Genomic DNA, 23,824 nt, shown 5'->3' on the forward strand with positions numbered 1-23,824 from the left:
ACGCGAAAGATCGAAATGAGCGGGAGCGCTCTCGTTGCATTAACGATCAGTTACTCGCGCTGCGTACCGGGGGCGGACTTTCCGTTTTGGCCTGTATGCGAAGTCCAGACCGGCTCACAGGTGGTCTGGTTGTAGGGGCAGATTTGATGCGGCTCGCCCAGCGCGCGACCGCCGCGATTGGACTCTTAGCGGAGGCGCGTCGTCCTTGTAAGGTTCTGATTGGCAATCTGTTTCTATTGGGCGGCGTGCGTCGGCCAGGAAGCTGCTATCGCTGTTTCGGGGAATGGAGGCTCCTCAGGATGATTCGGGGCGGTGTCCCCTCGAACTCGGCCGCCTGATATTTGTCGGCGGCGCGGGCTTCGACGCGCTCGCGCAATACGGTGCGCCAGTGGATCCCGGCTGACCGCCAGGAAATCAGAAAAGGCTCGGCATCGCTGCCGAGCCTTCTTCTTGTTGAGCTCTGAAGGTCGGACTTAGAAGTCCATACCCCCCATGCCACCCATGCCGCCGCCGCCCGGAGGCATGCCGCCCGCACCGGTGTTCTTCTTCGGCACTTCGGCCACCATAGCTTCGGTGGTGATCAGGAGCGCTGCGACGGACGCCGCGTTCTGGATCGCCACTCGAACCACCTTGGTCGGATCGATGATGCCCTTGGAAACCAGGTTGCCGTATTCGCCGGTCTGGGAGTCGAAGCCGTACGAGTACTGATCCTTTTCGAGGATCTTGCCGACGATGACCGAACCGTCCTCGCCCGCGTTGATTGCGATCTGGCGGGCCGGGTAAGACAACGCCTTGCGCACGATCTCGACCCCGGTCTTCTGGTCGTCATTTTTGGTGCGAATCCCCTTGAGGTGCTCGGAGGCACGCAGCAGCGCAACGCCGCCGCCCGGCAGGATGCCTTCCTCGACGGCCGCACGGGTCGCATGCATCGCATCGTCCACGCGATCCTTGCGCTCCCTGACCTCGACCTCGGTCGCGCCGCCGACGCGGATCACCGCGACGCCGCCCGCGAGCTTGGCGAGACGCTCCTGCAGCTTCTCACGGTCGTAGTCCGAGGTGGTCTCCTCGATCTGCGCCTTGATTTGCGCCACGCGCGCCTCGATGTCGGCCTTCTTGCCGGCGCCGCTGACGATTGTGGTGTTCTCCTTGTCGATCATCACCTTTTTGGCGCGACCGAGCATGTTGAGCGTGACGTTCTCGAGCTTGATGCCGAGATCTTCCGAGATGGCCTGGCCGCCGGTCAAGATCGCGATGTCCTGGAGCATGGCCTTGCGGCGATCGCCGAAGCCCGGAGCCTTGACGGCCGCGACCTTCAGGCCGCCACGGAGGCGGTTGACCACGAGGGTGGCGAGCGCTTCGCCTTCGACGTCTTCGGCAATAATCACAAGCGGCTTGCCGCTCTGCACCACCGCTTCTAACAAGGGAAGCAGTTCATTCAACTGAGATAGCTTTTTCTCATTAATCAGGACGTAGGCATCATCCATTTCAACGCGCATCTTATCGGCGTTGGTGACGAAGTAGGGCGAGATATAGCCGCGGTCGAACTGCATGCCCTCGACAACTTCGAGTTCGGTCTCGAGCGACTTGGCTTCCTCAACGGTGATGACACCCTCGTTGCCGACCTTCTTCATGGCGTCGGAGATGAACTTGCCGATCTCCGCATCGCCGTTGGCCGAAATTGTGCCGACCTGAGCGATCTCCTCGTTCGAGGTGACCTTCTTGGAGTTCTTGACGAGGTCGGCAACCACGGCTTCCACAGCCATGTCGATACCGCGCTTCAGATCCATCGGGTTCATGCCGGCGGCAACCGACTTGGCGCCTTCACGGACGATCGCAGCGGCGAGCACGGTCGCGGTGGTGGTGCCGTCGCCGGCCGCGTCGGCGGACTTGGAGGCGACTTCGCGCACCATCTGGGCGCCCATGTTCTCGAACTTGTCGTCGAGCTCGATCTCCTTGGCGACGGTGACGCCGTCCTTGGTGATGCGGGGAGCGCCGAACGACTTGTCGAGGACGACGTTGCGGCCCTTTGGGCCGAGCGTCACTTTCACCGCATTGTGGAGGATGTCGACACCGCGGAGCATGCGGTCGCGAGCGTCTACGCCGAATTTGACTTCTTTGGCTGACATATTGGTTTCCCTGAATTGACTTGTTCTCATCTCACCCTTGGCGAGGCGCCCGGCAGGCGCTCTTCAGGGGTGAGCGGTGCGAGCGGTGGATCAGGCGGCCTTCTTCTTGGAAGCCACGTCGGTGAGAACGCCCATGATGTCGCTCTCCTTCATGATCAGCAGCTCCTGGCCGTCGATCTTGACCTCGGTGCCCGACCACTTGCCGAACAGCACGCGGTCGCCGACGTGGACGTCTATCGGGATCAGCTTGCCGCTCTCGTCGCGGCCGCCCGGGCCGACAGCGATGACTTCACCCTGGGAGGGCTTTTCCTTGGCCGTGTCGGGAATGATGATGCCGCCAGCCGTCTTCTCTTCTGCGTCGATACGCTTGACCACGAGGCGGTCGTGAAGTGGACGGAATTTCATGCTCTCCTCCTATTTGCTAGTCGCTTTTATCTTGGATGAAATAGCAGTCAAAGCTAGCGAGTGCTACGTCGTACTGCTCAGGGCGACCTCGGTCTTGGCCCGGTATGTTCCTCGCCGTGAAGGTGCCGTAGGGCAGTGGGGGCAATTAGCCCGATATTTGGAATGGGAACACAGGTTGTATCCCAATAGGTCATTTTGACTGTCAGGAACGTTACCCCGCAGGGGTATTGATCCCCTACGAATGATCTGCGGTAGACCCAATCAAGCCTTAGGTGTCAAATGACTAAGCGTAATCCGACAAACAAGGCAAAGCACCGAGCCATCGCGGTATTGGGTGTCTGAGACATGGCGTGCTCCTTGTCTGTGGCGCCCCTTGCCAGCTTCGCTTGCTGGCGGGGCAGGAGCACGGACCATCCCATTAGCGGATGTCCTTCCCGCAGCGAGCGCACACGTTTACCGCCTAAGCAGTCTGAAAATGGATCAGTTCTGCTGACGCTCCTTCGCTGGCTCGACTGCGCGCCGCAACACAGCTCAGCTCAGTGTTGAATTTCTATTTTCTTGCCCCGGTGTTCCTCAAGGCATAGCCTGCTCTGCTTGCACTTAGTTCTCTGCGCCACCTAAACGGGAGGGAACGATGGCCATTTTTCACGCAAACGTCGCATTGTTTTCAGTCGCGGCAGTTCTGACAGAGCTATCGCCAATTTTTGGTGACGGCCGGAGCCGGTCAGGCGGCGGCGGTTGCGGGCTGACGGTCGGTCGGCTTGGCGATGACCTCGATCCCGTTGTTGAATGTCACACCGAGAACGAGTTTTGGCAACTGGTTGTGGCCATCGAGACGACGCCAATTTTTCTGGGCGCCCTCGACCAGTTTGAAGACCATCGCGAGCGCGGTCTTGTTGGATAGACAGCCCTTCGATCGGATCGTGCGATGACGCACGGTGGCGAAGGTGCTTTCGATGGGGTTGGTCGTGCGCAGGTGTTTCCAATGCTCTGCCGGGAAGTCGTAGAAAGCCAGCAGCGTGTCTCGATCCTTGCGCAGGCAATCGGCGGCCTTCTCGTATTTCAGCGCGTAGCTCTCGATGAAGGCGTCGAACGCCAGCTCGGCTGTGGCCTTGGTTTCGGCCATCCATATCTCCTGCAACGCGCGTTTGGCTTTCGGCTGCTGGCTCTTCGGCAGCTTGGCAAGTACGTTGGCGGTCTTGTGCACCCAGCAGCGCTGCTCGCGCGTTTTCGGCCAGACCTCACCGGCCGCCTTCCAGAACCCGAGTGCGCCATCGGCGATGACGAGCTGCGGGGGCACGTCGAGCCCGCGCCGCTTCAGGTCGAGCAGCAGATCGCGCCAGTCGTGCGCGCTCTCACGGGCGCCATCGGTGAAGCCGACCAGTTCCTTGCGGCCCTCCGGCGTCGCGCCGATCAGCACGAGGATGCACTGCTTTTCGTCTTCGAGGCGGGCTTCGAGATGGATGCCATCAGCCCAGATGTAGACGTAGCGCTTGGCCGACAGATCGCGCTTCTGCCACGCGCCGTGCTCGTCGAGCCAGCCGTCCTTCAGTCGGCCGATGGCGGATGCCGACAACCCGGCAGCATCCTTGCCAAGCAGCGCCGCCAGCGCTTCGGAGAAGTCGCCAGTCGAAATACCCTTCAGATATAGGATCGGCAACAGCGTTTTGATCGACTTCGAGCGGCGCATGTAGGGCGACAGGATCGACGGCGAGAACCGGATGCGGCCAGGATCGGCAGCGGCCACCTCACGATCGCGTACACGTGGCTGGCGGACGGCGACCGGACCGATGCCGGTCATCACCTCGCGCTCCGGCAGGTGACCGTGGCGGACGACGCGCTGGTGGCCGTCCCGGGTCTTCAAATCGGCATGCTGGCCGAGAAAGTCCGCGACCTCAGCCTCGACCGCTTTGGCGAGAAGGGCACGTGCCCCGTTGCGCAAGACTTCTGTGAGTTGATCGTCGAAGATTCCTGGCTGAATCAGTTGGATGACGTTATCGTTGGACACGGCATATCGCTCCTTCGGTGGAGAAGTGGAGGCGTCAAGCACCCCCACGATATGCCGCCTTCCCGATTCCCGCCGTCACCAACTTTCGGCGACAGCTCTGACCGGCACTTCACCCCGCGCAAGCGTCAGCGACACCAATGTTTGGCAATTAGCCGTCTTGCCGAGAGACGAGGCATATTATGGAGCAACACCAACCGAACGATCGCCCTTCTTCGGCATCGCCGTGTCGTCGATGACCAGCACCACATCTTTGCCGCCGACCAGGCGATCGGCCTGAACGAGCAATTCCGCCTCCAATGGCGCCGCATCCCAGAGGCCATCAGCGATGAAATGGTGCAACTGGTCATACTCGCCCGGTGCCAGCCGCTCCGCCATTGGCTGGACGCTCTTGCGATCGCCCGGTCCAATCAATCCCGAGATATAAAGCGGACACATCCGCCGCCGCGCCTTGTGCCCTAAACGATCCGGGAATGGCTTGAGCCAGCGCCCAAGCTCGTCTTCCCAATTCGACTTCGTGTCCACCATGGTCGGCCCTCCAAAAGCCGACCACCCACGAATCATTGAAAATCTGATTCGGGAATCCAGTTTCGCCAATCAATCGCCAAAATCTGCCAAAGTAGTGCTAGGGCGTGTACTCATTAACGCGCAGATGTCCGGTTTGAGGGCTAAGCCGAAATGTTGCGCTCGATCAGAGCATTCCCGGTTTTGACCCAAATGCGACATCCACTACGTCCAATAGGTTGATGAGAAAAGCCGAAAAATCTTCCAGGACTTCGTGCTCCCAGGCAGTCGGCCGAAAGGAATACTCTGACCAGTCTGGCAGGGCCCGGTGCTTCCATGGAGGGTCGAGCCGATTTCGGAGGAAGTTGTTCCATGGACGAAGATATCGTGCGCAAAATGGAGGAGCGTCTCGGACCGTTCCATGCGAGACAGCGATTGGGTATCGAGACGGACCACGAGGCACAAATCTTCGGCCAAGGCCTCCTCTCCTTTCACATAAGGAACTGGTATCCAGTCCATTCTGTCATTCGAAATGCACTTAAGCTGACCGGTCTCTACTGGCGCGGTCGCCGAAATACAGGAAGCATTCTCGTCAAGCGCAATGATGTTATGTTCAAGGAGTTGCCACCGCTTTTCGACGGCTTCACCATACTCCACCTTAGCGACATGCATGTGGACATGAATGAAGCTGCCATGCAGCGCCTGATCGAACTCGTCGGCGACATGCGCTACGATCTATGTGTTCTAACCGGCGACTATCGGGGGAAGAATTTTGGACCGTTCGAGGCAACCTTGAACGGCGTCGCACGAGTGCGAGCTCATCTAAAGGAGCCCGTTTATGGGGTTCTGGGCGACCACGATACCATCCAAATGGTTCCGGGGCTGGAAGCCATGGGAATACGTATGCTGCTCAACGAGAGTGAGGTGATTGTGCGCGGCGATCAGCAAATCTATCTAGCCGGAATCGATGACGCCCACTGCTTCAAGGCCGACGATATCGAAAAGGCTGCGTTGCAGATCCCGTATGGCGAGTTCTCCATTTTATTGTCACACACACCGGAGATCTATCGTCAGGCGGCTCATGCCGATTTTAATTTGTTGCTGAGCGGGCATACGCACGGTGGGCAGATCTGTCTGCCAGGATCTATTCCGATCATACTTGATGCAGTATTGCCTCGACGGATGGGGGCAGGAGCTTGGCAGTATCACGACATGGCTGGCTACACCTCCGTGGGTGCTGGATCGAGCGTCGTTCCTGTTCGTCTCAACTGTCCACCAGAAATCACCCTGCACTGCCTTCGTTCGGGCTAACGGCGAGCTAATATGGTTCGTCGCGCAGGTGGGCCCGGAATAGAAAACGAGATAGAATTAGCGCGCCAATAAAAAAGATCCCGACGCCAAGCGCTATGTCTGCGATCGTCAATGAAAGTGCGTCGCGGCATGCCAGCATCGGAAATAGGGATTCGGGAACCTGATCGAGCCCGAGTGCCTGGCTGCTCGGCAGAGAGTTTAGGCGGCGCTTCACGAAACTGGAGAACAAATCGCCCGCCATAGCCGCGCCCGCTACGATTACACCGATCGTCAGATCCAGACCGATAAGCGGGGCGCTTGCTGTCGTGATGAGGACTGAAATCAAAATACCGCGGATGGTTTTCGATGGCCCAAACAACGGCCGCCCATCAAAAAATACGGTGCCGGCATCCAGCGGAAAGGAAAAACGTGGGCCAAAAATCTTCTTCGCAACGATCGGTGTGCCGTTCGCCAACGTCATTAAAACCAATAATTGCAGAATATGCAGAAGTTGCATTTCTTCAGCTTAGCTTATAGTTGCATCCGACGTTAGTTCGATCGTCTATTGACTATTGTGAGCGCCTTTCAGTGGAACGCCTTGCGCCGGTCATCCAAAGCACCACGGTCGAGCTCATCCATCAACCTGAAGTCGCTGTCGCTGTTCGGCTGCGCCGACGTGATCGAATAGCGATGCAGTTTGTTGCAGTGCGCGAGCCAAATGACCCAAGGCGACATTCAGGGGAAGCCTGGGAATTAGCCACTGTCGGGTTGACCTTGGCCTCATGAGAATACGCTATATCTACCCGAAGGCCGTTCAAAAGGACTAGCTGGTGGACGAAGACATTCTGCGCAAACTCGAGATCCGTCTCGGGCCGCTCCATGCCCGGCAGCGATTGGGGGTTGAGAGAGATCACGAAGCTCAGGTATTTGGCCAGGGCCTCACATTTTTTCACCTTGAAAACTCATCTTGGGCCGAGTGGATCATTCGAAATGTTCTGAAGGCAACAGGGCTCTACTGGCGTGCACGACAGAATGCAGAACGCATTCTCGTCAAACGAAACGAAATGAGGTTCAAGACATTACCGCCCCTCTTTGAGGGCTTCACCATTCTCCACGTTAGCGACCTTCACGTGGATATGAATGAAGTTGCCATGAACAGACTCATCGAGCTGGTTGGCAGCATGCAGTACGATGTGTGTGTCCTAACTGGCGATTATCGGGGTCGGACTGTTGGGCCGTTCCAGCCCGCGCTGGATGGTGTCGCGCGAGTGGCAACTCATCTGAAACAGCCAATCTATGCCGTGCTCGGCAACCACGATACGATTCAGATGGTTCCCGGGCTCGAAGCCATGGGCATTCGCGTGCTGCTCAATGAATGCGAAACAATCGTTCGCAAGGACCAACGGATCTATCTGGCGGGAATCGACGATGCACATTTCTTCAGAGTGGACAACATCGAAAAAGCCGCTCTCTCGATACCCCGCGGTGAGTTCTCGATCTTGTTGTCTCACACACCGGAGGTCTATCATCAGGCTGCCCATGCCAACTTTGATCTGATGCTGAGCGGACACACCCACGGCGGTCAGATTTGTCTCCCCAGATCCATTCCCATCAAGCTTGAGGCGGTACTGCCAAGACGGATGGGGGCTGGGCCTTGGCAGTACAGAGATATGACCGGCTATACTTCCGTTGGTGCCGGCTCGAGCGTCGTTCCCGTGCGCCTCAATTGCCCGCCGGAAATTACCTTGCACCATTTACGCCGCGGCTGACGCTGACCCAATACGGTTCATCACGTGCATGAGCCTGAAACAAAAGGCGGGAGAGAAGTAGCTCGCCGACGAAAAATACTCCAACACCCGAGGCAGCTCTCGGCAACCGAGACTTCCTTCTAAACCGGCCCTATGGCACCGGTGACGGGGAGAATGGCAACGTGCTGCCTGACATTTCGTTTCGAAGTCTTTCCTGCTTTCCCACTCTGAACCCGTTTTCGAAACGAAGTGATCGAACAAGTCATAGGCCGATGTCAGGTTTTGATCCTGTGAACGGCTCCTCCACCGGCACGAGAGCGCGATGAACGTGGGCGCTGCATTCAACTCGCAATTTGTCCAGTCCATAAGTCTCTTCCTGGCCCAAAGCCAAAGAGCGCTTAAGCCATCGTGATGTCGGCTGTCGCTGGTAGACCGGACGCAGAGCCGCGCTTGCTGCCCTATCCACGCAATCTTGGAGTTTCCCTCATGTTGAGAAGATCGTTCTTATTGACGCTGGGCGCACTCGGACTGACTTCGTTTGGGGTGCAAGCCAGGACCCGTTAGATCCGGAACAGAGATTCCCAAGGCGTGAACTCGCTTTTTGCATCTAGGGTCCCAGTCGGGTCAAAAAAGTATCATGATTGGCCATCAAATGTGGTGGCATGGATCCACTTCGTCACCTACCGTGGCGGTCAAGCAAGAGCCGATATCAAGAAAATCGGCCGGCTGGGAACGAGGTCGTTGCAGATGCCTGCATGCGACCGGGAGGAAGGACATGGAGCCGGATCTTGAACTGGTCCAGATAAGGCCGGGGGAGTCGTTTGCCGCCTGGTCCCACGGTTATCCTTTCCGCACCGTACGATGGCATTTTCACCCTGAGTATGAGCTGCATATGGTGGCGGCGACCACCGGTCGCTATTTCGTCGGCGACTTCATCGGCGATTTCGCGCCCGGCAACCTGGTGCTGACCGGGCCCAATCTGCCGCACAATTGGGTCAGCGACATTCCGCCGGGAACCAGCATTCCGCTGCGCTGCCGCATCATCCAGTTCAGCGAGGAGTTCGTCGACGGCGCCATCAAAGCTCTGCCGGAACTGGCCGCGCTGCAGCCGGTACTGGAATCGTCCCGGCGCGGCGTGCTGTTCAGCAGCGAAACCAGCCGGCAGCTGTCGCCGCTGCTCGAAGAGACCATGCATGCCAACGGCGTGCGCCGCATCGAGTTGTTCATGCTGATCGCCGGCGTGTTGAGCCGCGCACGGGGATCGCGCATGCTGGCCAGCGCCAGCTATCTGCCCGATCCGTCCGGCTATATGTCCGCGGGCATCAACAAAGCGCTCGCCTATCTCCGCAAGCATCTGACCAAGCCGTTCAGCGAGATGGATCTCGCCGAAATCGCAGGCCAGACCACAAGCACCTTCTCGCGTGCGTTCCGCCAGCACACCGGCATGTCGCTGATGCAATATATCAAACGGCTGCGCATCAATCTTGCTTGCCAGATTCTGATGAGCGATGAGCAGGCCTCGATCGCAAGCATCTGCTACGAGGTCGGCTACAACAATCTGTCGAATTTCAACCGACAATTCCTCGCCGAAAAGGGAATGACGCCATCAGAGTTTCGGCGGCTGCTGCTCGACAACATCAACGCGCCCAAAGCTGCATGAGAAGGCTCTACGGCATGGCCGCGTAGCTGGAAGCGCGGGAGACAACGTATCATCGAAAAGTCACGGCGCCGACCGGCTTGCACCGGTTCGGCGAAGGAAGACTGTTGTGTTCGGCCATCGACAAAAAGAAGGGGATTGGCCGGGATCGCCGGCGCCAATCCTACGCATTCAAGGCAACCGGAACGGTTGCTCTTACCCTAGGGAGAAGACCATATGACACGACCATCATTGAACGGAGTCGGGATGACGGCGCTGGCCTTGTGCGCCCTGGCTGGCGGCTCCGCTTTCGCTCAGAACGCCAAAGTGTCGGGGGCCACGGTCGCTTTTCTGATGCCGGACCAGGCTTCGACGCGCTACGAAGAACACGATCGCCCCGGTTTCGTAGCTGAGATGAGCAAGCTGTGCCCGACCTGTAAGGTGCTCTACCAGAATGCCGACGCCAATGCGTCGCGCCAGCAGCAGCAGTTCAATTCCGTCATTTCGCAGGGCGCCAAGGTGATCGTCATCGACCCCGTCGATTCCACCGCCGCGGCGTCGCTGGTGAAGCAGGCCCAGGGCCAGGGCGTGAAGGTCATCGCCTATGACCGGCCGATCCCGTCCACGCCGGCGGACTTCTACGTGTCTTTCGACAACAAGGCGATCGGCAAGGCGATCGCCAAATCGCTGGTCGAGCATCTGAAGACGACCAACGTGCCGACCGACGATGTCGGCGTACTGGAGATCAACGGCTCACCGACCGATGCCGCGGCCGGGCTGATCAGGGACGGCATCCATGACGGTCTGGCTGGCAGTGGGTACAAGACGCTCGCCGAGTACGACACGCCGGATTGGGCGCCGCCGAAGGCGCAGCAGTGGGCCAGCGGCCAGATCACCCGTTTCGGAAAGAAGATTGTGGGCGTCGTGGCCGCCAACGACGGCACCGGCGGCGCCGCGATCGCCGCGCTCAAGGCCGCCGGCGTCAATCCAGTGCCGCCGGTCACCGGCAACGACGCCACGATCGCCGGCCTTCAACTCATTATCGCCGGCGACCAATACAACACCATCAACAAGCCAAGCGAGGTCGTCGCCGCCGCGGCAGCCAATGTGGCCGTCCAATTGCTCGCGGGGGAGAAGCCAAAATCTGAAACCACGCTGTTCAACACGCCCTCGCAGCTGTTCACGCCGACCCTGGTCACGGCCGACAACCTCAAGGCCGAGATCGTCGACAAGCGGATCAACGGCAAGCCGATCCAGACCCCCGAGGTGCTCTGCGCGGGCCGCTATGCAGAAGGCTGCAAGAAACTCGGCATCACCAAGTAGAATTTCGTTAAGGTATCATTTGGCCCGGCGACGCGGTTCGGTTTGCCGCATCGCCGGGACGATCACGGAACAGCACGCATGACCGACCTGGCGTCCCAAACCAATTCGCAAAACGGCCTGGTGCTCAGCTTGCGCGGCATTTCGAAAAATTTCGGCGCCGTCTCCGCCCTGACCAATATCGATCTGGATGTGCACGCCGGCGAGGTCGTCGCCCTGGTCGGCGACAACGGCGCCGGCAAGTCGACCCTGGTGAAGATCCTCGCCGGCGTTCATCTGCCGGATTCGGGAACGATCACCTTCTGCGGCGACATCGTCGTCCTCGACGATCCGGCCGCGTCGCTGCGGCTCGGTATCGCGACCGTATTCCAGGACCTGGCGCTGTGCGAGAATCTCGACGTCGTCGCCAACATTTTCCTCGGACGAGAGCTCGATCCATGGCGCCTCGACGAGGTGGCGATGGAAATTCGGGCCTGGACCCTGCTCAACGAGCTGTCGGCGCGCATCCCCAGTGTTCGCGAGCCGGTGGCCTCGCTTTCCGGGGGCCAGCGCCAGACGGTTGCCATCGCCCGTTCGCTGCTGCTCGAGCCGAAGCTGATCCTGCTCGACGAACCAACGGCTGCGCTTGGCGTGGCGCAGACCGCCGAGGTGCTCGATCTGATCGAACGCGTTCGGGATCGTGGTCTCGCCGTCGTGATGATCAGTCACAACATGGAAGACGTCCGCGCGGTCGCGGACCGGATCGTGGTGCTGCGGCTCGGACGCAACAACGGCATCTTCCATCCCGATGCATCCAACCAAGAACTCGTGAGCGCCATCACCGGCGCCTCGAACAACGCCGTGTCCCGCCGCGCAGAGCGGCGACAGGCCTCACGTGAACACTCAGGGGAGCCGCGGCCGTGAACGGCGACAAGGAACGTCGCGCAACGTCGGCGCCGCTCGATCGCGCCGACGAGCGGGTTCGCCACGATGCGGGTCTTGCCGGCGCCATGCGCGCCTTCCTGGACCGGGTCCGCTCCGGCGATCTCGGCGCGCTTCCGGTCGTGATCGGACTCGTGATCATCTGCACGGCGTTCCAGAGCCTCAATCCGGTTTTCCTGTCGAGCAACAATCTCGTCAACCTGTTGTTCGACTGTTCGACGGTGGGGGTGATCGCGCTCGGAATCGTCTGCGTCCTGATGGTCGGCGAAATCGATCTGTCGGTCGGCTCGGTCAGCGGTTTCGCTTCGGCCATGGTCGGCGTGCTCTGGGTCAACATGGAATGGCCGGCCTGGCTCGCGATCCTCGCGGCGCTCGTCGTCGGAGGAGCCATTGGCGCGCTCTACGCGGTGTTGTTCAACCGCTTCGGGATGCCGAGCTTCGTCTCGACACTGGCGGGCCTGCTCGCGGTTCTGGGCCTGCAGCTTTATCTTCTGGGCTCGACCGGATCGATCAATCTGCCGTACGGCTCGCCGCTGGTGAATTTCGGCCAGACGCTGGTCATGCCGCCTGCGGTCGCCTACACGCTGGCTGCGGTGACCGGCGCGGTGATCTTCGCAACGGCCTTTCGAACGGCCGCCCGCCGCAAGCAGGCTGGTCTGTCGGCGAGATCGCTGGGCAGCCTGTTGCTCCGCGCCATCGTGATCACGATCATCCTCGAGCTCATCGTCTATTATCTCAACCGGGATCGCGGCGTGCCCTGGATGTTCGGTCTGTTCGTCGCCCTTGTCGTCGCGATGAACTATGCGTTGACGCGGACCAAGTGGGGACGCTCGATGAATGCCGTCGGGGGCAACCGGGAGGCGGCGCGCCGCGCAGGCATCAACGTGCGTCAGACCTACATGACGGCCTTCGTGCTATGCGCGACCTTCGCGGCCGCTGGCGGCATCCTTTCGGCGGCGCGTCTGGCGTCCGCGAGCCAGCAGGCCGGCACCGGCGATGTCAATCTCAACGCCATCGCAGCCGCCGTGATCGGCGGAACCAGCCTGTTCGGCGGTCGCGGCAGTGCTTATTCCGCGCTGCTTGGCATCATCGTAATCCAGTCGATCGCCAGCGGTCTGACGCTGCTCGATCTGTCATCTTCGCTCCGGTACATGATCACCGGCGCCGTGCTGGCCGTCGCCGTCATCGTCGACTCGCTGGCCCGCCGCTCGCGCATGTCGCATGGCCGGGCCTGAAATCACCCCAAGCAACGGGAATGCCATGACTCTCACGCTGTCCGGAAAAGTGGCCGCCATCACGGGAGCGGCTTCAGGGATCGGTCTGGAATGCTCCAGGATTCTGCTGCGCGAGGGCGCGCGCGTCGTGCTGGTCGACCGTGACGAGGATGCCTTGAAGTCGGCCTGCGCAATCCTCGGCCCGGAGGCGATGCCGTTGACGATCGACCTCACCAAGCCTGAAAGCGTCAGCCATATGATGCCCCGGATACTGGACCTCGCAGGCCAGCTCGACATCTTCCACGCCAATGCGGGAACCTATGTCGGCGGCGATATCCTGGACGGCGATCCCGATGTCTGGGACCGCGTGCTGAACCTCAACGTCAACGCCGCCTTCCGCTCGGTACACGCCGTCCTGCCGCACATGGTCGCGCGCGGGACGGGCGACATCATCGTGACGAGCTCGATTGCCGGCCTGGTGCCGGTGGTCTGGGAGCCGATCTACACCGCTTCCAAGCACGCGGTTCAAGCCTTCGTGCATACGGTCAGGCGGCAGGTCGCCAAGCATGGGCTGCGCGTCGGCGCCGTAGCTCCGGGCCCCGTGGTCACGGCCCTGATCAAGGACTGGCCCAAGGAAAAGCTCGATGGCGAGTTGGCGGCTGGAGGCTTGATGCAGCCGGCGGAAGTGGCCGAGGCCGTGCTGTTCATGCTGACACGGCCGAGGAACGTCACCATCCGCGATCTCGTCATCCTGCCGCAGAGCAACGACTTGTAACACGCGTCATCGCCAAACATGGTAGGAATCACTGAGCATGCCCGAAAAGCATTTCGTCGGCATCGACGTCGGCACGGGCAGTGCGCGCGCCGCCGTGTTCGATGAGATCGGCACGTTGCTCGGTTCCGCCAAAGCGGACATTGCGCTGTGGCACGAGGCAGGCCAGATCGTCGAGCAGTCCAGCAACGACATCTGGCGGGCCGTGTGCGCCTGCGTGCAGGATGCGGTGCGTCAGGCCGGCATTCCAACGCAATCGATTGCGGGCATCGGCTTCGACGCGACGTGCTCGCTTGTGGTGCTGGGGCCGGGGGGCGAGCCGCTGCCTGTAGGCCCCTCTGGCGACCCCGAGCGCAACATCATCGTCTGGATGGACCATCGTGCTGTCGCACAGGCGCGCAGGATCAACGCGGCAGGAGAGGTGGTCCTCAAATATGTTGGTGGCGCCATCTCGCCGGAGATGGAAACGCCGAAGTTATTGTGGCTCGCTGAAAACCTGCCACGGACTTTTCAATCGGCGTGGCAGTTCATGGATCTGGCCGACTTCCTGACCTACAAGGCCACAGGGAGCCTGACGCGATCGGTCTGCACGGTGACATGCAAGTGGACTTATCTCGCCCATGAACGGCGCTGGGACGAGACTTATTTCAGAAGGGTTGGTCTCGGTGCGCTGGCCGACGAGGCTTTTCGTCGGATCGGGACCGAGATCGCGGACGGAGGCACGCCTCTCGGCAGCGGTCTGACCGCCGCCGCGGCCGCGCAACTTGGCTTGATACCGGGAACACCGGTCGCCGCGGGGCTGATCGACGCCCATGCCGGCGGTGTCGGAACGGTGGGCGCGCGTGGCGAGCCGGGAAACCTGCTGACGCGCATGGCCTATGTATTCGGCACGTCGGCCTGCACGATGTCGTCGACCAATGAAGGAGCCTTCGTACCGGGGGTGTGGGGGCCGTATTTCTCCGCGATGGTGCCGGGCCTGTGGTTGAACGAAGGCGGTCAGTCCGCGGCCGGCGCCGCGATCGATCATTTGGTCCGCATGCATCCCGCCGCAGAGGAGGCTTCGAAACTGGCGCAGGCCGATGGGATCGGCCTTAGCAATTGGCTGTCGCTTGAGGCGGAGCGACAAGGCAGGGCTTCGGCCGCGGTCGATCTCATCGGCGATTTGCATGTCGTGCCTGAATTCATCGGCAACCGTTCGCCGTTTGCCGATCCCGACGCCCGTGGATTGATCGCCGGTCTCGGGATGGACAACGGCCTCGAGAGCCTTGTCGCGTTGTATCTCGCCGGCATGTGCGGGCTCGGCTACGGGGCGCGACAGATCGTGCGGTCGCTCCGCGAGAAGAGCGTGCCGATCGACACGATCGTCGTCAGCGGTGGTGCGGGCCAGAGCGCGCTGGCGCGTCAGCTTCTGGCAGACACGACGGGACAAATCGTGGCGGCGACAGCCTCACCCGAGCCTGTGCTTCTCGGGTCCGCCATGCTGGGCGCCGTGGCGTCAAGGCACTATCCTGATATCATCGACGCGATGTCGGCCATGTCGGCAATCAGCACACTCTATCGGCCCGACCCAGCCTCGGCTGAACCGCACGAGAGGCGATTCAGAGCATTCGAGATGCTGCAGCAGACCGCAAGATCCATCAGGTTTGGCGAGTACTGATGCTCGCAGGCTGAAGCTGAACTTGGGTAGAGAAGTATTCACTCTACATCATCAAAGATTGCGGAAACGCTCCCCTCCGTCCGCTCGTGGTCGCCTCGCGACTTGGTGTCTGTTCGCTAGCCCAAGTGACGTTCGGATCGGTGGTTGCGCCTCCCCGCAACCACTTTCAGTATAACTCACTCGCCGTCCCGGTTTAATCGCCGGAACGGATTTAGCTTTTCTGAAGAACGCAGCGGGGCAGGGCGGTGGAGCAGTCCAGCTACGGACGACGTGAGCCGGTCCGTCGATGGCGGATTCCACCGACGACCGGATTTCAACGCGTTCTGGCATGCGATGCTCTCGGGCGAACATCCCGCGCTGCGGCGCGGCCGCAGAATGTTACGATTGCTATCGCCTGCTGCCGGCGATCGCTGCCGCCCGTGCTTCGCGGGATTCGACGGTTTCACTGCACCGGCAATGCGTCTCATGGGCCGCCTTGAACTCAAGGGCTATTCGGAGCCGGTCAAAGCCTATGTGACACGGGTGTCGCCGTTGTAATCGGCCGAGCGCGAAGTCGCGCACAGCGCCAGGGGTGTTCATTTTCGCGAATTACGCTTTTGGCAATCGCAAAGTCACTTAGCTCTGCGTCAAATCAAGAGCTTGAACATGACCTGAAGCTTTGTTGTCCCTCGACTGAAAATGGACATGTATCTTCGACCCTTTCGGTGTGAAGATTCCCTCGTGCTGGCTCGACCAGAAGCCGACCGGCGTTGCCTCTGATCGATGAACCTCAAACGGGATCTGGATCGCTTGATGAGCATCCGTGCCGGGGAGGGCGTCGGGCTTGGCATCGACGACATGGAAAGCGATCTGTTTCGGTCTTCCCGTCACGACGAAGGGGAAGGCTTGGCTCAACCCGGCCTTTTTCCCAGCGTCGCCGACAAATGTCTCAAGTTCTGAATAGGTCCTGATATCCGGCGGCACCGGCGTAATCTGCCAGGAAGGAACTTCAGCCCAGACGCAAATCTTCGCGTCGCCATCATAGCCTTCGGTCACTTGGATGGAACGATCGGTTCCAACACGGGCGAGCAGCGACAGGCCGTCGGCAATGGTGATTTCGCCGGTTAATCCTCCAAGCGCTCCCAGACCCCAGAGATGTGAGGTTCCTTTCAGCATCCGAAGGTCGAGGACTGCATCACGTTTGCCCATCATGATCGCCTCGCGAATAGAGCCAGCGTAGCGGAGAACATAACCCGCTCCGCGGATTTCACCCGTTGCTGCGAAGGCAGTCGCCATGCCTGTGGACCGAAAGCTTGCAAGAGCTGCACACGTGGCGCAGCCGGTCAATAGAAGGTGTCGTCGGGTCAGCATCATGCCTCTGTCGCTTATTGGCTAAGTCGCACATTCTTGCCATCGCGACGGCATCGGGGACATGATTTCAATCATATGTCTCCTCGGTGCTCTGGAATAATTTCCGCCATCAAAGATGGTTAGGAGAGGCACAATGAACCGACTAAGTATCATTGCTGTCACGACAGCATCGCTAATTCTGGGAATTCCGCTAACTGTAGCGAGTGCGGTCGGCCAACAAAATGCTCAACAGACTCCGGAAGTCGAGGGCGTCAACGCTGCGAACCAAGTCTTCATTGCGGCGATATCGGCACGTGACATCAGCGCAATGGACAAAGTTTGGGCGCACGAACCCTACGCAACATTCGTGGGTCCCCTCAGCACAACAATTGTGGTTGGTTGGGACGGCATCAGGAAGGCTTGGGAGATGCGCTTCAGCCAGTTTGACCGCGCGTGACAATCTCGGTGGCAGAATCCCATGTTCGCACCAATGGGAACGCCGCATGGGCCGTCGGAATCGAGAAGGTGCAGTTGCTACGGAAGAATCGCGATACGCTGAGCTTCGATGCTTTCGTGACGAACGTGTTTGAGAACCGTGACGGTCAGGGCTCGTGGTGTCTCACCAGGCGACTCCTATTTTCAGGGAACCAAGGTAGCTCGCGTACCGCCCTAGAGATCCACGATCATGAGCCAAGCGATCTCTTGAGCAAGATGCGGGCACCCGCGCGTTCGATCGCCCCTGCTTGCTCAAGGCTGGCGAGCGTCCGATAGAGAACCTCGCGGGTCAAGCCAAGCTCGCTGGCGATGTCTTGAAGTTGACTTCGCAGATCGACTGTCCGGCCGTCAGGCCCGGCGTTGAGATCGAGGTAGAGCATGACGCGCTCTTTGGCGGAACGAACCTTCATAATCTCGAGACGGTGCCGCAGGTCTATGACTTGATGCGCCACGAGGGAAAGGAAGGACATGGCGTTTGCCGGGTCCGCACGAAGCGCGTTTAGCACCGCGGCCGTGGGATATATGCACACTCGTGATGGCTCCGTTGCCACAGCGTCACAATGGAAGATGTCCGCAAAAAGCGCCGCTTCAACGAAGAACTTGCCGGACAATGTCGTGCCAAGGACCAATGACCGACCGTCAAATGTCTGTCGCTCCAACCGCAGGCGTCCCGCTTCGACAAAATAGATAGCGGTGACTTTCTCGCCCTGCCTGAACAGCATCTCATTTCGAGCGAGCGAGCGTCTTTCGAGGGTCTGTTCGTCTAGCATGCTGCACTAATCCCTTGCCTAGCCAAGGAGGTGTTCAGGCCGTAGCTTCGATCGGCAAGCCCGCAGCCTTCCATTCGGGATAACCATCCTCAAGCCGACGGACGTGATAGCCTCGCGTTCGAAGCGCCGCGACCGCCTCGAACGAGAGAACACAATAAGGGCCACGGCAATAGGCGATGATTTCGCGGTCCGCCGGAAGTTCGGCCAGGCGATGTTCCAGCTTGCCAAGTGGGATGTTGAGGGCGCCGGGAAGATGTCCGAGCGCAAACTCATCTTCGGGCCGCACGTCGAGAACCGTGACAAGGCCATCACGCAGCCGGCAGACCAGATCCTTTCTCGACACAGCCTCCAGCGCATCGCGCGCGTGGAAGTAGTCGGTCATGATGCGATTGACCTCGGCCACATTGCGCTCGCCCACGCGCCCGAGCGCGCGCATCAGCTCGACCACCTCACTATCGCCGGCCAGCCGGTACAGCACGTGCTTGCCGCGACGCTCGGTATCGACAAGGCGCGCGCGCCGCAGGATCTGCAGGTGACGCGAGGTGTTGGCAAAGCTCAATTTGGCCCTCGCGGATAGATCTTCGACGCTCCGCGATCCCTGGGCGATGTGCTCCAGCAGTTCCAGCCTGTGGGCGTGGCCAAGCGCCTGGGCCACTTCAGCCAGGCCGGCGAAAATCGTCTGCTTTGGTCCGGTGCTTGACACGGTCCCCTCTCAGTGAAACATTCAGCAGAATGATTGAATCAAATTACCCTAAGGAATTCGGGAACGCAAGCCATGATTATCCGCCAATTCCTGCACACTGAACCCGTCGGCATCTCTTACTTGTTCGGCTGTGGCGGGCGCGCGACCGTCGCGGTCGTCGATCCCATCGGCGATATCGAGCCCTATCTGCGCGCGGCAGAAGCCGCCGGCATGCGCATCCATTTCGTCATCGATACCCATGTTCATGCCGACCATCGCTCGGCCGGCCGGCAACTCGCCGAGGCTTCCGGCGCGGAATATGTGCTCGGGTCGCGCGCAGAAGTTTCGTTTCCTTTCAGGGGCGTTCGCGACGAAGAGGTGCTTGCCCTCGGCAACGTCGCTGCGAAGGTGCTGCACACGCCCGGCCACACGCCGGAACACATCTGTATTCTAGTGACCGATCGTACCCGGGGCGACGAGCCCTGGTTCGTGCTGACCGGTCATACGTTGATGGTCGGCGACCTCGGCCGCACCGAACTCGCGGTCAGCGCGGAGCAGGGCGCGAAAGACCTGTTCCAAAGCGTCCGCCGCCTGAAAGCGCTGCCGGACCATGTCGAGGTTCTGCCCGGTGCCTATGCCGGCTCAGTATGCGGCCGTCGCCTGAGCGGCAAGCCCTGGTCGACCATTGGCTTCGAGAAGCGCCACAATGAGGCGTTCAGGATCGACGCGCAAGCCGAGTTCATCCGCTTCATGCTCGCCGAAATTCCACCGGCTCCACCCGAGGCCGCCGCATTGAGGGCTGCGAATGCCGGCGCGACGGCCGCAGCCGCCTGACCCATGAGTGAAGCGCCAACGGCTTCAATGGAGAAAGGCCCGCGCGTCAGGCTCGGGCTCAAGGAAAACTGGCAACAGTTCGCGCTGCTGATTCTGATCAATGCCTTTGTCGGAGGCATGGTCGGAATCGAGCGAACCGTGGTGCCGCTGATTGGCGCGGAAGAGTTCGGCATTGCCTCGACGACGATCGTGGTGTCCTTCATCGTCGGCTTCGGCGTCGTCAAGGCGCTTGCCAATCTGGTTTCGGGGCAACTCGCCGATAGCTGGGGCCGCAAGCGTGTTCTTGTCCTCGGCTGGCTGGTCGGGCTACCGGTCCCCTTCATGATCGTATGGGCCCCGAGTTGGGGATGGATCATTGCGGCCAACGCGCTGCTCGGCATCAATCAGGGGCTTGCCTGGTCGATGACGGTGATCATGAAGGTCGATCTGGTCGGACCGAAGTCACGCGGCCTTGCCGTCGGCCTCAACGAATTCGCCGGCTACCTCGCCGTTGGCGTCACGGCATTCCTGACCGGCTATCTCGCCTCTCGATACGGCCTCCGACCCGTGCCGATCTATCTCGGTATCGGATATGCGGTTCTGGGCTTCTTGTTGTCGATCGTGCTTGTCCGCGACACCCGCGACCACGTTCGGCTCGAAGCCGCCGGGGCTTCGAAACAATCCACGCCAATGAGCTTTCGAGAAATCTTTGTTCTCACCTCGTTCGGAAACCGCAACCTCTTCGCCGCGTCGCAGGCCGGCCTCGTCAACAACCTCAACGACGGCATGAGCTGGGGTATTTTCCCGTTGTTCTTCGCCGGCTTTGGCCTCGGCGTCGAGCGTATCGGTATTCTGAAGGCGATCTATCCTGCGACATGGGGAATCCTCCAGATCGCCACCGGCCCATTGAGCGATCGCTGGGGCCGTAAGGGCCTGATCATCGCCGGCATGTGGGTCCAGTCGGCCGGCCTTTTCCTCACCGCTGCGACACGCCAGTTCGAATGGTGGCTCATGGGCAGCCTTCTGCTTGGCCTCGGCACGGCAATGGTCTACCCGAGCCTTATTGCCGCGGTCTCCGACGCCTCGCATCCGGCCTCGCGCGCGCGCTCGCTCAGCGTCTATCGCTTCTGGCGCGATCTCGGTTACGCGATCGGCGCGCTCTCTGCGGGCATCATTGCCGATATTTTCGGAATGGCTTGGGCGATCGGGTCGATTGCTGCCTTGACCTTTCTCTCGGGAGCCGTGGTCGCGCTGGCAATGCGAGAGAAAGCCGTATGATGACGATGCAGCGCATCTATCTCGACTACAACGCGAGTACGCCAATCGATCCGGCGGTCGCCGCCGCTATGGCACCATTTCTTTCCGAGAGTTTTGGTAATCCGTCGAGCGGGCATTGGGCTGCTGCGCCGGCGAAAGCCGCTATCGAAGGGGCACGCAGCAAAATCGCGGCTCTACTCGGCTGTCATGAAGATGAGGTCATATTCACCAGCGGCGGAAGCGAGGCCAACAATCTGGCGCTCAAAGGCGTTTATTTTGCGCGACGCGACAGCGGCGATCACATCATCACCACGCGGGTCGAACATCCGGCGATCATTGAGCCGTGCCGGTTTCTTGAACGCCTGGGCGCGCGGATAACCTACCTGCCCGTCGACAGGTTCGGGCGTGTCGATCCCGATGATCTGGTCAAGGCCATCACGCCGCGGACCGTTCTCGTCAGTATCATGCACGCCAACAATGAAGTCGGAACCATCCAGCCGATTGAGGAATGCGCACACATCGCCCGTGAACGTGGTGTGCTCGTGCATACCGACGCCGCTCAATCGGTCGGCAAGATTGCAACCGACGTCAACGAACTCGGCGTCGATCTGTTATCGATAGCCGGACACAAGCTCTATGCGCCCAAGGGCGTCGGTGCCCTGTTCGTGCGACGCGGTGTCAGGCTCGAGCCGTTCCTGCACGGGGCCGGACACGAGGGTGGGCGGCGTGCGGGCACCGAGAGCGCATTGCTGACAGTAGGTCTCGGCAAGGCCTGCGAGCTGGCGCGTGATCTCCCGTCGATGGATCGGGTGCGCACCTTGCGTGACCGCTTCTGGCACGAGCTTCAGGATCGGTTCGGCAATCGCATCGCGCTCAATGGACATCCTGCGCATCGGCTGCCGAATACGTTCAATGTTTCCTTCATCGGCTGCGTCGGCGCCGAACTCCTGGAGCGGCTCGACGGCGTTGCCGCCTCGACCGGCTCGGCGTGTCATGCGGGGCGCATCGAACTGTCGCCCGTCCTTGAGGCGATGGGCGTCGTGCCCGAGGTGGGAATGGGGGCCATCCGCTTCAGTCTCGGGCGCGGAACGACGCATGAGGAAATTGTCTCGGTAGGGAAGCGCCTTGGTGCTGTCCTCTGATCAAGGTCGGGAGTACCAATGCGCAAGCCGCGATTCATAGCCGAACAAGGACGCAAGCCGTCTGGCCTGCTGGGTCGGATCGTTGCGCGCGTCATGGCAAAGGAAACAGCCGGCGAAAATGAGTTTGCGCTGGAGCTGTTGCAGCTTCGGCCCGAGGACGCCGTGTTGGAGATTGGATGCGGCCACGATGAAACCTGGCAAAGGCGGCCAAATTCGTCTCGCGCGGTTCTTTGTCTGGAATAGACTTCTCGCCGGTGATGCACCGTCATGCGGCGCGTCGACACCGGCGGTTGGTGGCCGGAGAATCGATTAGAATTTCATCTCGGAAGCAGCGACCGGCTGCCGTCCGCTGACCAGTCGTTCGACAAGGTCTTCGCCGTCCATACCGTCTATTTCTAGAAAACACCGCTCGATCATCTCGCCGAAGCACACCGGGTGTTGAAACCGGGCGGTCGTTTCGTTCTTGGATTTCGTCCGGCCGAAGACGCCGGATTCGGCGCGATCTTTCCCAGTGATATCTACCATATTAGGCCCGAAGCTGACGTCGCCAAATTGGTAGTGGACGCCGGCTTCGAAACCGTCGAACTGCGCCGGCATACGCGCGGCGCCTTGCAGTTGAGTTTCATAAGTAGAACACGCGCGCAAGAACAACCGGTCTGAGAACAGTCATGCCATCCATCCTGGACAATAAAAACACGGCGGCGCCATCGGTTTTTCTCCCCGCAGCCTTGTTGCGCGAGGCGCGCCGGCAAAAGGGATTGCCGACGGTCGATGTCCCCGCGATCTGCGTTCTCGATCCCGATGGCGACATGGTTCGACGGTTGCGGGAGAGCGGCGAGGCCCAGCCTTTCAAGCCTTGGGCCTGTTACCATACACAACTCGATACGTTCACCCTTGCCGGACAGGCGATAGGCCTTGTCGGGTGCGCAGTCGGCGCACCGTTTGCCGTGCTTGTCGCCGAGCAGCTTTTCGCCAGCGGTTGTCGCTTGTTGATCAGCGTTACATCTGCCGGACAGATCACGGCGAGCACATCGCCGCCTTATTTTGTCATCATCGACCGTGCGTTGAGGGATGAGGGAACAAGCTATCACTATGCGGCGCCCGCCGAATACGCTGAAGCCCAGCCACGGCTGGTGAAGATAGCTGCCGATGCGCTCGATGGCACAGCACCACACGTGCTTGTCGGAGCGACGTGGACGACGGATGCGCCGTTTCGGGAAACGGCCGACGCGATCGATCTGGCGAAATCGAAAGGTGTGCTGGCCGTCGAGATGGAGGCCGCCGCGCTTTATGCGTTCGCGGCTTCGGCCAAGGCCCAAGTGCTCTGCCTTGCCCATGTCACCAATACTATGGGACAGGCCGGCGACGATTTTGAGAAGGGCGAGGCCGACGGCACGCGGGATGCGCTTGCGGTGCTTGCGCGCCTCGTAAACGCCTTCCGAGAGCTTCCCGGCCACGACGTCGAAACTCTCAGTAATGGCGATGGTTAAGACAGCTACGCCTGATAAAAGCAAGGCAGCGGATTGAAGGTATGGATGAAATTCCCCTGTGATTGCTATCGAGGCGCGTGATTGTCAGACCGGAATGGCGGCAATGCTCGCGAGCGAAAGGCTAACGTGGTTCGTTGTGTGCAGAACGATCGTTAGCGACTGGCAACTTGTGGCGCAAAGCGGTCATTCGCGATTACGGCCTGTTCGGTAGCGAGAGAGGCTGTCCCGCTCTTTGAGCATCCCTTCGG

The 23,824-nt window shown here is 60.4% G+C and carries 23 protein-coding genes and 1 pseudogene; 14 read left to right on the top strand and 10 right to left on the bottom strand.

Features of this window, described 5'->3' with window-relative positions:
* Positions 1-473: 473 nt before the first annotated feature.
* The 4 genes and pseudogenes from groL to IVB18_RS11330 form a co-directional block, all read right to left on the bottom strand.
* Positions 474-2,126, bottom strand: a complete 1,653-nt coding sequence (gene groL, locus IVB18_RS11315) for a chaperonin GroEL (protein ID WP_247989237.1) — start codon at positions 2,124-2,126, stop codon at positions 474-476.
* 90 nt (positions 2,127-2,216) lie between these two features.
* On the bottom strand, positions 2,217-2,531 hold the full coding sequence (locus IVB18_RS11320; RefSeq protein WP_247989238.1) for a co-chaperone GroES: 315 nt from the start codon (positions 2,529-2,531) through the stop codon (positions 2,217-2,219).
* 724 nt (positions 2,532-3,255) lie between these two features.
* Positions 3,256-4,539, bottom strand: coding sequence for an IS256 family transposase (locus tag IVB18_RS11325; protein WP_247989239.1), 1,284 nt, complete (start codon positions 4,537-4,539; stop codon positions 3,256-3,258).
* Positions 4,540-4,638: 99 nt separating this feature from the next.
* Positions 4,639-5,064, bottom strand: a pseudogene (locus tag IVB18_RS11330) (transposase); the annotation flags it as partial.
* Between the two features lie 348 nt (positions 5,065-5,412).
* Here IVB18_RS11330 and IVB18_RS11335 point away from each other — a divergent pair.
* Complete coding sequence (locus tag IVB18_RS11335) at positions 5,413-6,351, top strand: metallophosphoesterase (RefSeq protein WP_247989240.1); 939 nt, start codon at positions 5,413-5,415, stop codon at positions 6,349-6,351.
* 7 nt (positions 6,352-6,358) lie between these two features.
* Here IVB18_RS11335 and IVB18_RS11340 read toward each other — a convergent pair whose 3' ends face one another.
* Both IVB18_RS11340 and IVB18_RS11345 read right to left on the bottom strand, forming a co-directional pair.
* Complete coding sequence (locus tag IVB18_RS11340; protein ID WP_247989241.1) at positions 6,359-6,847, bottom strand: CDP-archaeol synthase; 489 nt, start codon at positions 6,845-6,847, stop codon at positions 6,359-6,361.
* Positions 6,848-6,915: 68 nt separating this feature from the next.
* Positions 6,916-7,065, bottom strand: coding sequence for a hypothetical protein (locus IVB18_RS11345; protein WP_247984675.1), 150 nt, complete (start codon positions 7,063-7,065; stop codon positions 6,916-6,918).
* Positions 7,066-7,160: 95 nt separating this feature from the next.
* On the opposite strand from IVB18_RS11345, the gene IVB18_RS11350 reads away from it, so the two are divergent.
* The 7 genes from IVB18_RS11350 (at position 7,161) to IVB18_RS11380 (ending at position 15,598) form a co-directional block, all read left to right on the top strand.
* Entirely contained in the window at positions 7,161-8,099 is a 939-nt protein-coding gene (locus tag IVB18_RS11350) for a metallophosphoesterase (protein ID WP_247984674.1), read from the top strand.
* Between the two features lie 754 nt (positions 8,100-8,853).
* The gene (locus tag IVB18_RS11355; RefSeq protein WP_247989242.1) at positions 8,854-9,738 is read left to right on the top strand and encodes an AraC family transcriptional regulator; all 885 of its coding nucleotides are present in this window, start codon (positions 8,854-8,856) and stop codon (positions 9,736-9,738) included.
* A 213-nt stretch (positions 9,739-9,951) separates the two neighbouring features.
* Complete coding sequence (locus tag IVB18_RS11360; protein WP_247989243.1) at positions 9,952-11,037, top strand: sugar ABC transporter substrate-binding protein; 1,086 nt, start codon at positions 9,952-9,954, stop codon at positions 11,035-11,037.
* Between the two features lie 78 nt (positions 11,038-11,115).
* Positions 11,116-11,937, top strand: coding sequence for an ATP-binding cassette domain-containing protein (locus IVB18_RS11365; RefSeq protein ID WP_247989244.1), 822 nt, complete (start codon positions 11,116-11,118; stop codon positions 11,935-11,937).
* Complete coding sequence (locus IVB18_RS11370; protein WP_247989245.1) at positions 11,934-13,190, top strand: sugar ABC transporter permease; 1,257 nt, start codon at positions 11,934-11,936, stop codon at positions 13,188-13,190. The genes IVB18_RS11365 and IVB18_RS11370 overlap by 4 nt, the downstream gene beginning before the upstream one ends.
* A 25-nt stretch (positions 13,191-13,215) precedes the next feature.
* On the top strand, positions 13,216-13,944 hold the full coding sequence (locus tag IVB18_RS11375; protein WP_247989246.1) for an SDR family oxidoreductase: 729 nt from the start codon (positions 13,216-13,218) through the stop codon (positions 13,942-13,944).
* Positions 13,945-13,981: 37 nt separating this feature from the next.
* On the top strand, positions 13,982-15,598 hold the full coding sequence (locus IVB18_RS11380; protein ID WP_247989247.1) for an FGGY-family carbohydrate kinase: 1,617 nt from the start codon (positions 13,982-13,984) through the stop codon (positions 15,596-15,598).
* Between the two features lie 615 nt (positions 15,599-16,213).
* Here the strand turns inward: IVB18_RS11380 and IVB18_RS11385 are convergent.
* Positions 16,214-16,873 carry an acetolactate decarboxylase gene (locus IVB18_RS11385; RefSeq protein WP_247989248.1) on the bottom strand — a complete coding sequence of 220 codons (660 nt, stop codon included), beginning with the start codon at positions 16,871-16,873 and terminating at the stop codon, positions 16,214-16,216.
* A 208-nt stretch (positions 16,874-17,081) separates the two neighbouring features.
* On the opposite strand from IVB18_RS11385, the gene IVB18_RS11390 reads away from it, so the two are divergent.
* Positions 17,082-17,384 (top strand): nuclear transport factor 2 family protein, encoded by a 303-nt coding sequence (locus IVB18_RS11390; RefSeq protein WP_247989249.1) that lies wholly within the window; start codon positions 17,082-17,084, stop codon positions 17,382-17,384.
* Between the two features lie 226 nt (positions 17,385-17,610).
* Here IVB18_RS11390 and IVB18_RS11395 read toward each other — a convergent pair whose 3' ends face one another.
* Positions 17,611-18,192 carry a Crp/Fnr family transcriptional regulator gene (locus IVB18_RS11395; protein WP_247989250.1) on the bottom strand — a complete coding sequence of 194 codons (582 nt, stop codon included), beginning with the start codon at positions 18,190-18,192 and terminating at the stop codon, positions 17,611-17,613.
* Positions 18,193-18,226: 34 nt separating this feature from the next.
* Positions 18,227-18,895, bottom strand: a complete 669-nt coding sequence (locus IVB18_RS11400) for a metalloregulator ArsR/SmtB family transcription factor (RefSeq protein ID WP_247989251.1) — start codon at positions 18,893-18,895, stop codon at positions 18,227-18,229.
* Between the two features lie 72 nt (positions 18,896-18,967).
* On the opposite strand from IVB18_RS11400, the gene IVB18_RS11405 reads away from it, so the two are divergent.
* The 4 genes from IVB18_RS11405 to IVB18_RS11420 are packed head-to-tail and all read left to right on the top strand — an operon-like array spanning position 18,968 to position 22,329.
* Positions 18,968-19,708 carry an MBL fold metallo-hydrolase gene (locus IVB18_RS11405; protein WP_247989252.1) on the top strand — a complete coding sequence of 247 codons (741 nt, stop codon included), beginning with the start codon at positions 18,968-18,970 and terminating at the stop codon, positions 19,706-19,708.
* Positions 19,709-19,711: 3 nt separating this feature from the next.
* Complete coding sequence (locus IVB18_RS11410) at positions 19,712-20,965, top strand: MFS transporter (RefSeq protein WP_247989253.1); 1,254 nt, start codon at positions 19,712-19,714, stop codon at positions 20,963-20,965.
* Positions 20,962-22,086, top strand: coding sequence for a cysteine desulfurase family protein (locus IVB18_RS11415; protein WP_247989254.1), 1,125 nt, complete (start codon positions 20,962-20,964; stop codon positions 22,084-22,086). The genes IVB18_RS11410 and IVB18_RS11415 overlap by 4 nt, the downstream gene beginning before the upstream one ends.
* A gap of 18 nt (positions 22,087-22,104) precedes the next feature.
* Positions 22,105-22,329 (top strand): hypothetical protein, encoded by a 225-nt coding sequence (locus tag IVB18_RS11420; protein WP_247989255.1) that lies wholly within the window; start codon positions 22,105-22,107, stop codon positions 22,327-22,329.
* A gap of 66 nt (positions 22,330-22,395) precedes the next feature.
* Here the strand turns inward: IVB18_RS11420 and IVB18_RS11425 are convergent, their stop codons facing one another.
* Positions 22,396-22,683, bottom strand: coding sequence for a hypothetical protein (locus tag IVB18_RS11425; protein ID WP_247989256.1), 288 nt, complete (start codon positions 22,681-22,683; stop codon positions 22,396-22,398).
* 71 nt (positions 22,684-22,754) lie between these two features.
* Here IVB18_RS11425 and IVB18_RS11430 point away from each other — a divergent pair, with 71 nt between their 5' ends.
* A complete protein-coding gene (locus IVB18_RS11430) occupies positions 22,755-23,576 on the top strand; it encodes a nucleoside phosphorylase (protein ID WP_247989257.1) in 822 nt (273 codons plus the stop codon).
* Positions 23,577-23,824: the final 248 nt, after the last annotated feature.

The organism is Bradyrhizobium sp. 186 (assembly GCF_023101685.1).
GTDB lineage: Bacteria > Pseudomonadota > Alphaproteobacteria > Rhizobiales > Xanthobacteraceae > Bradyrhizobium.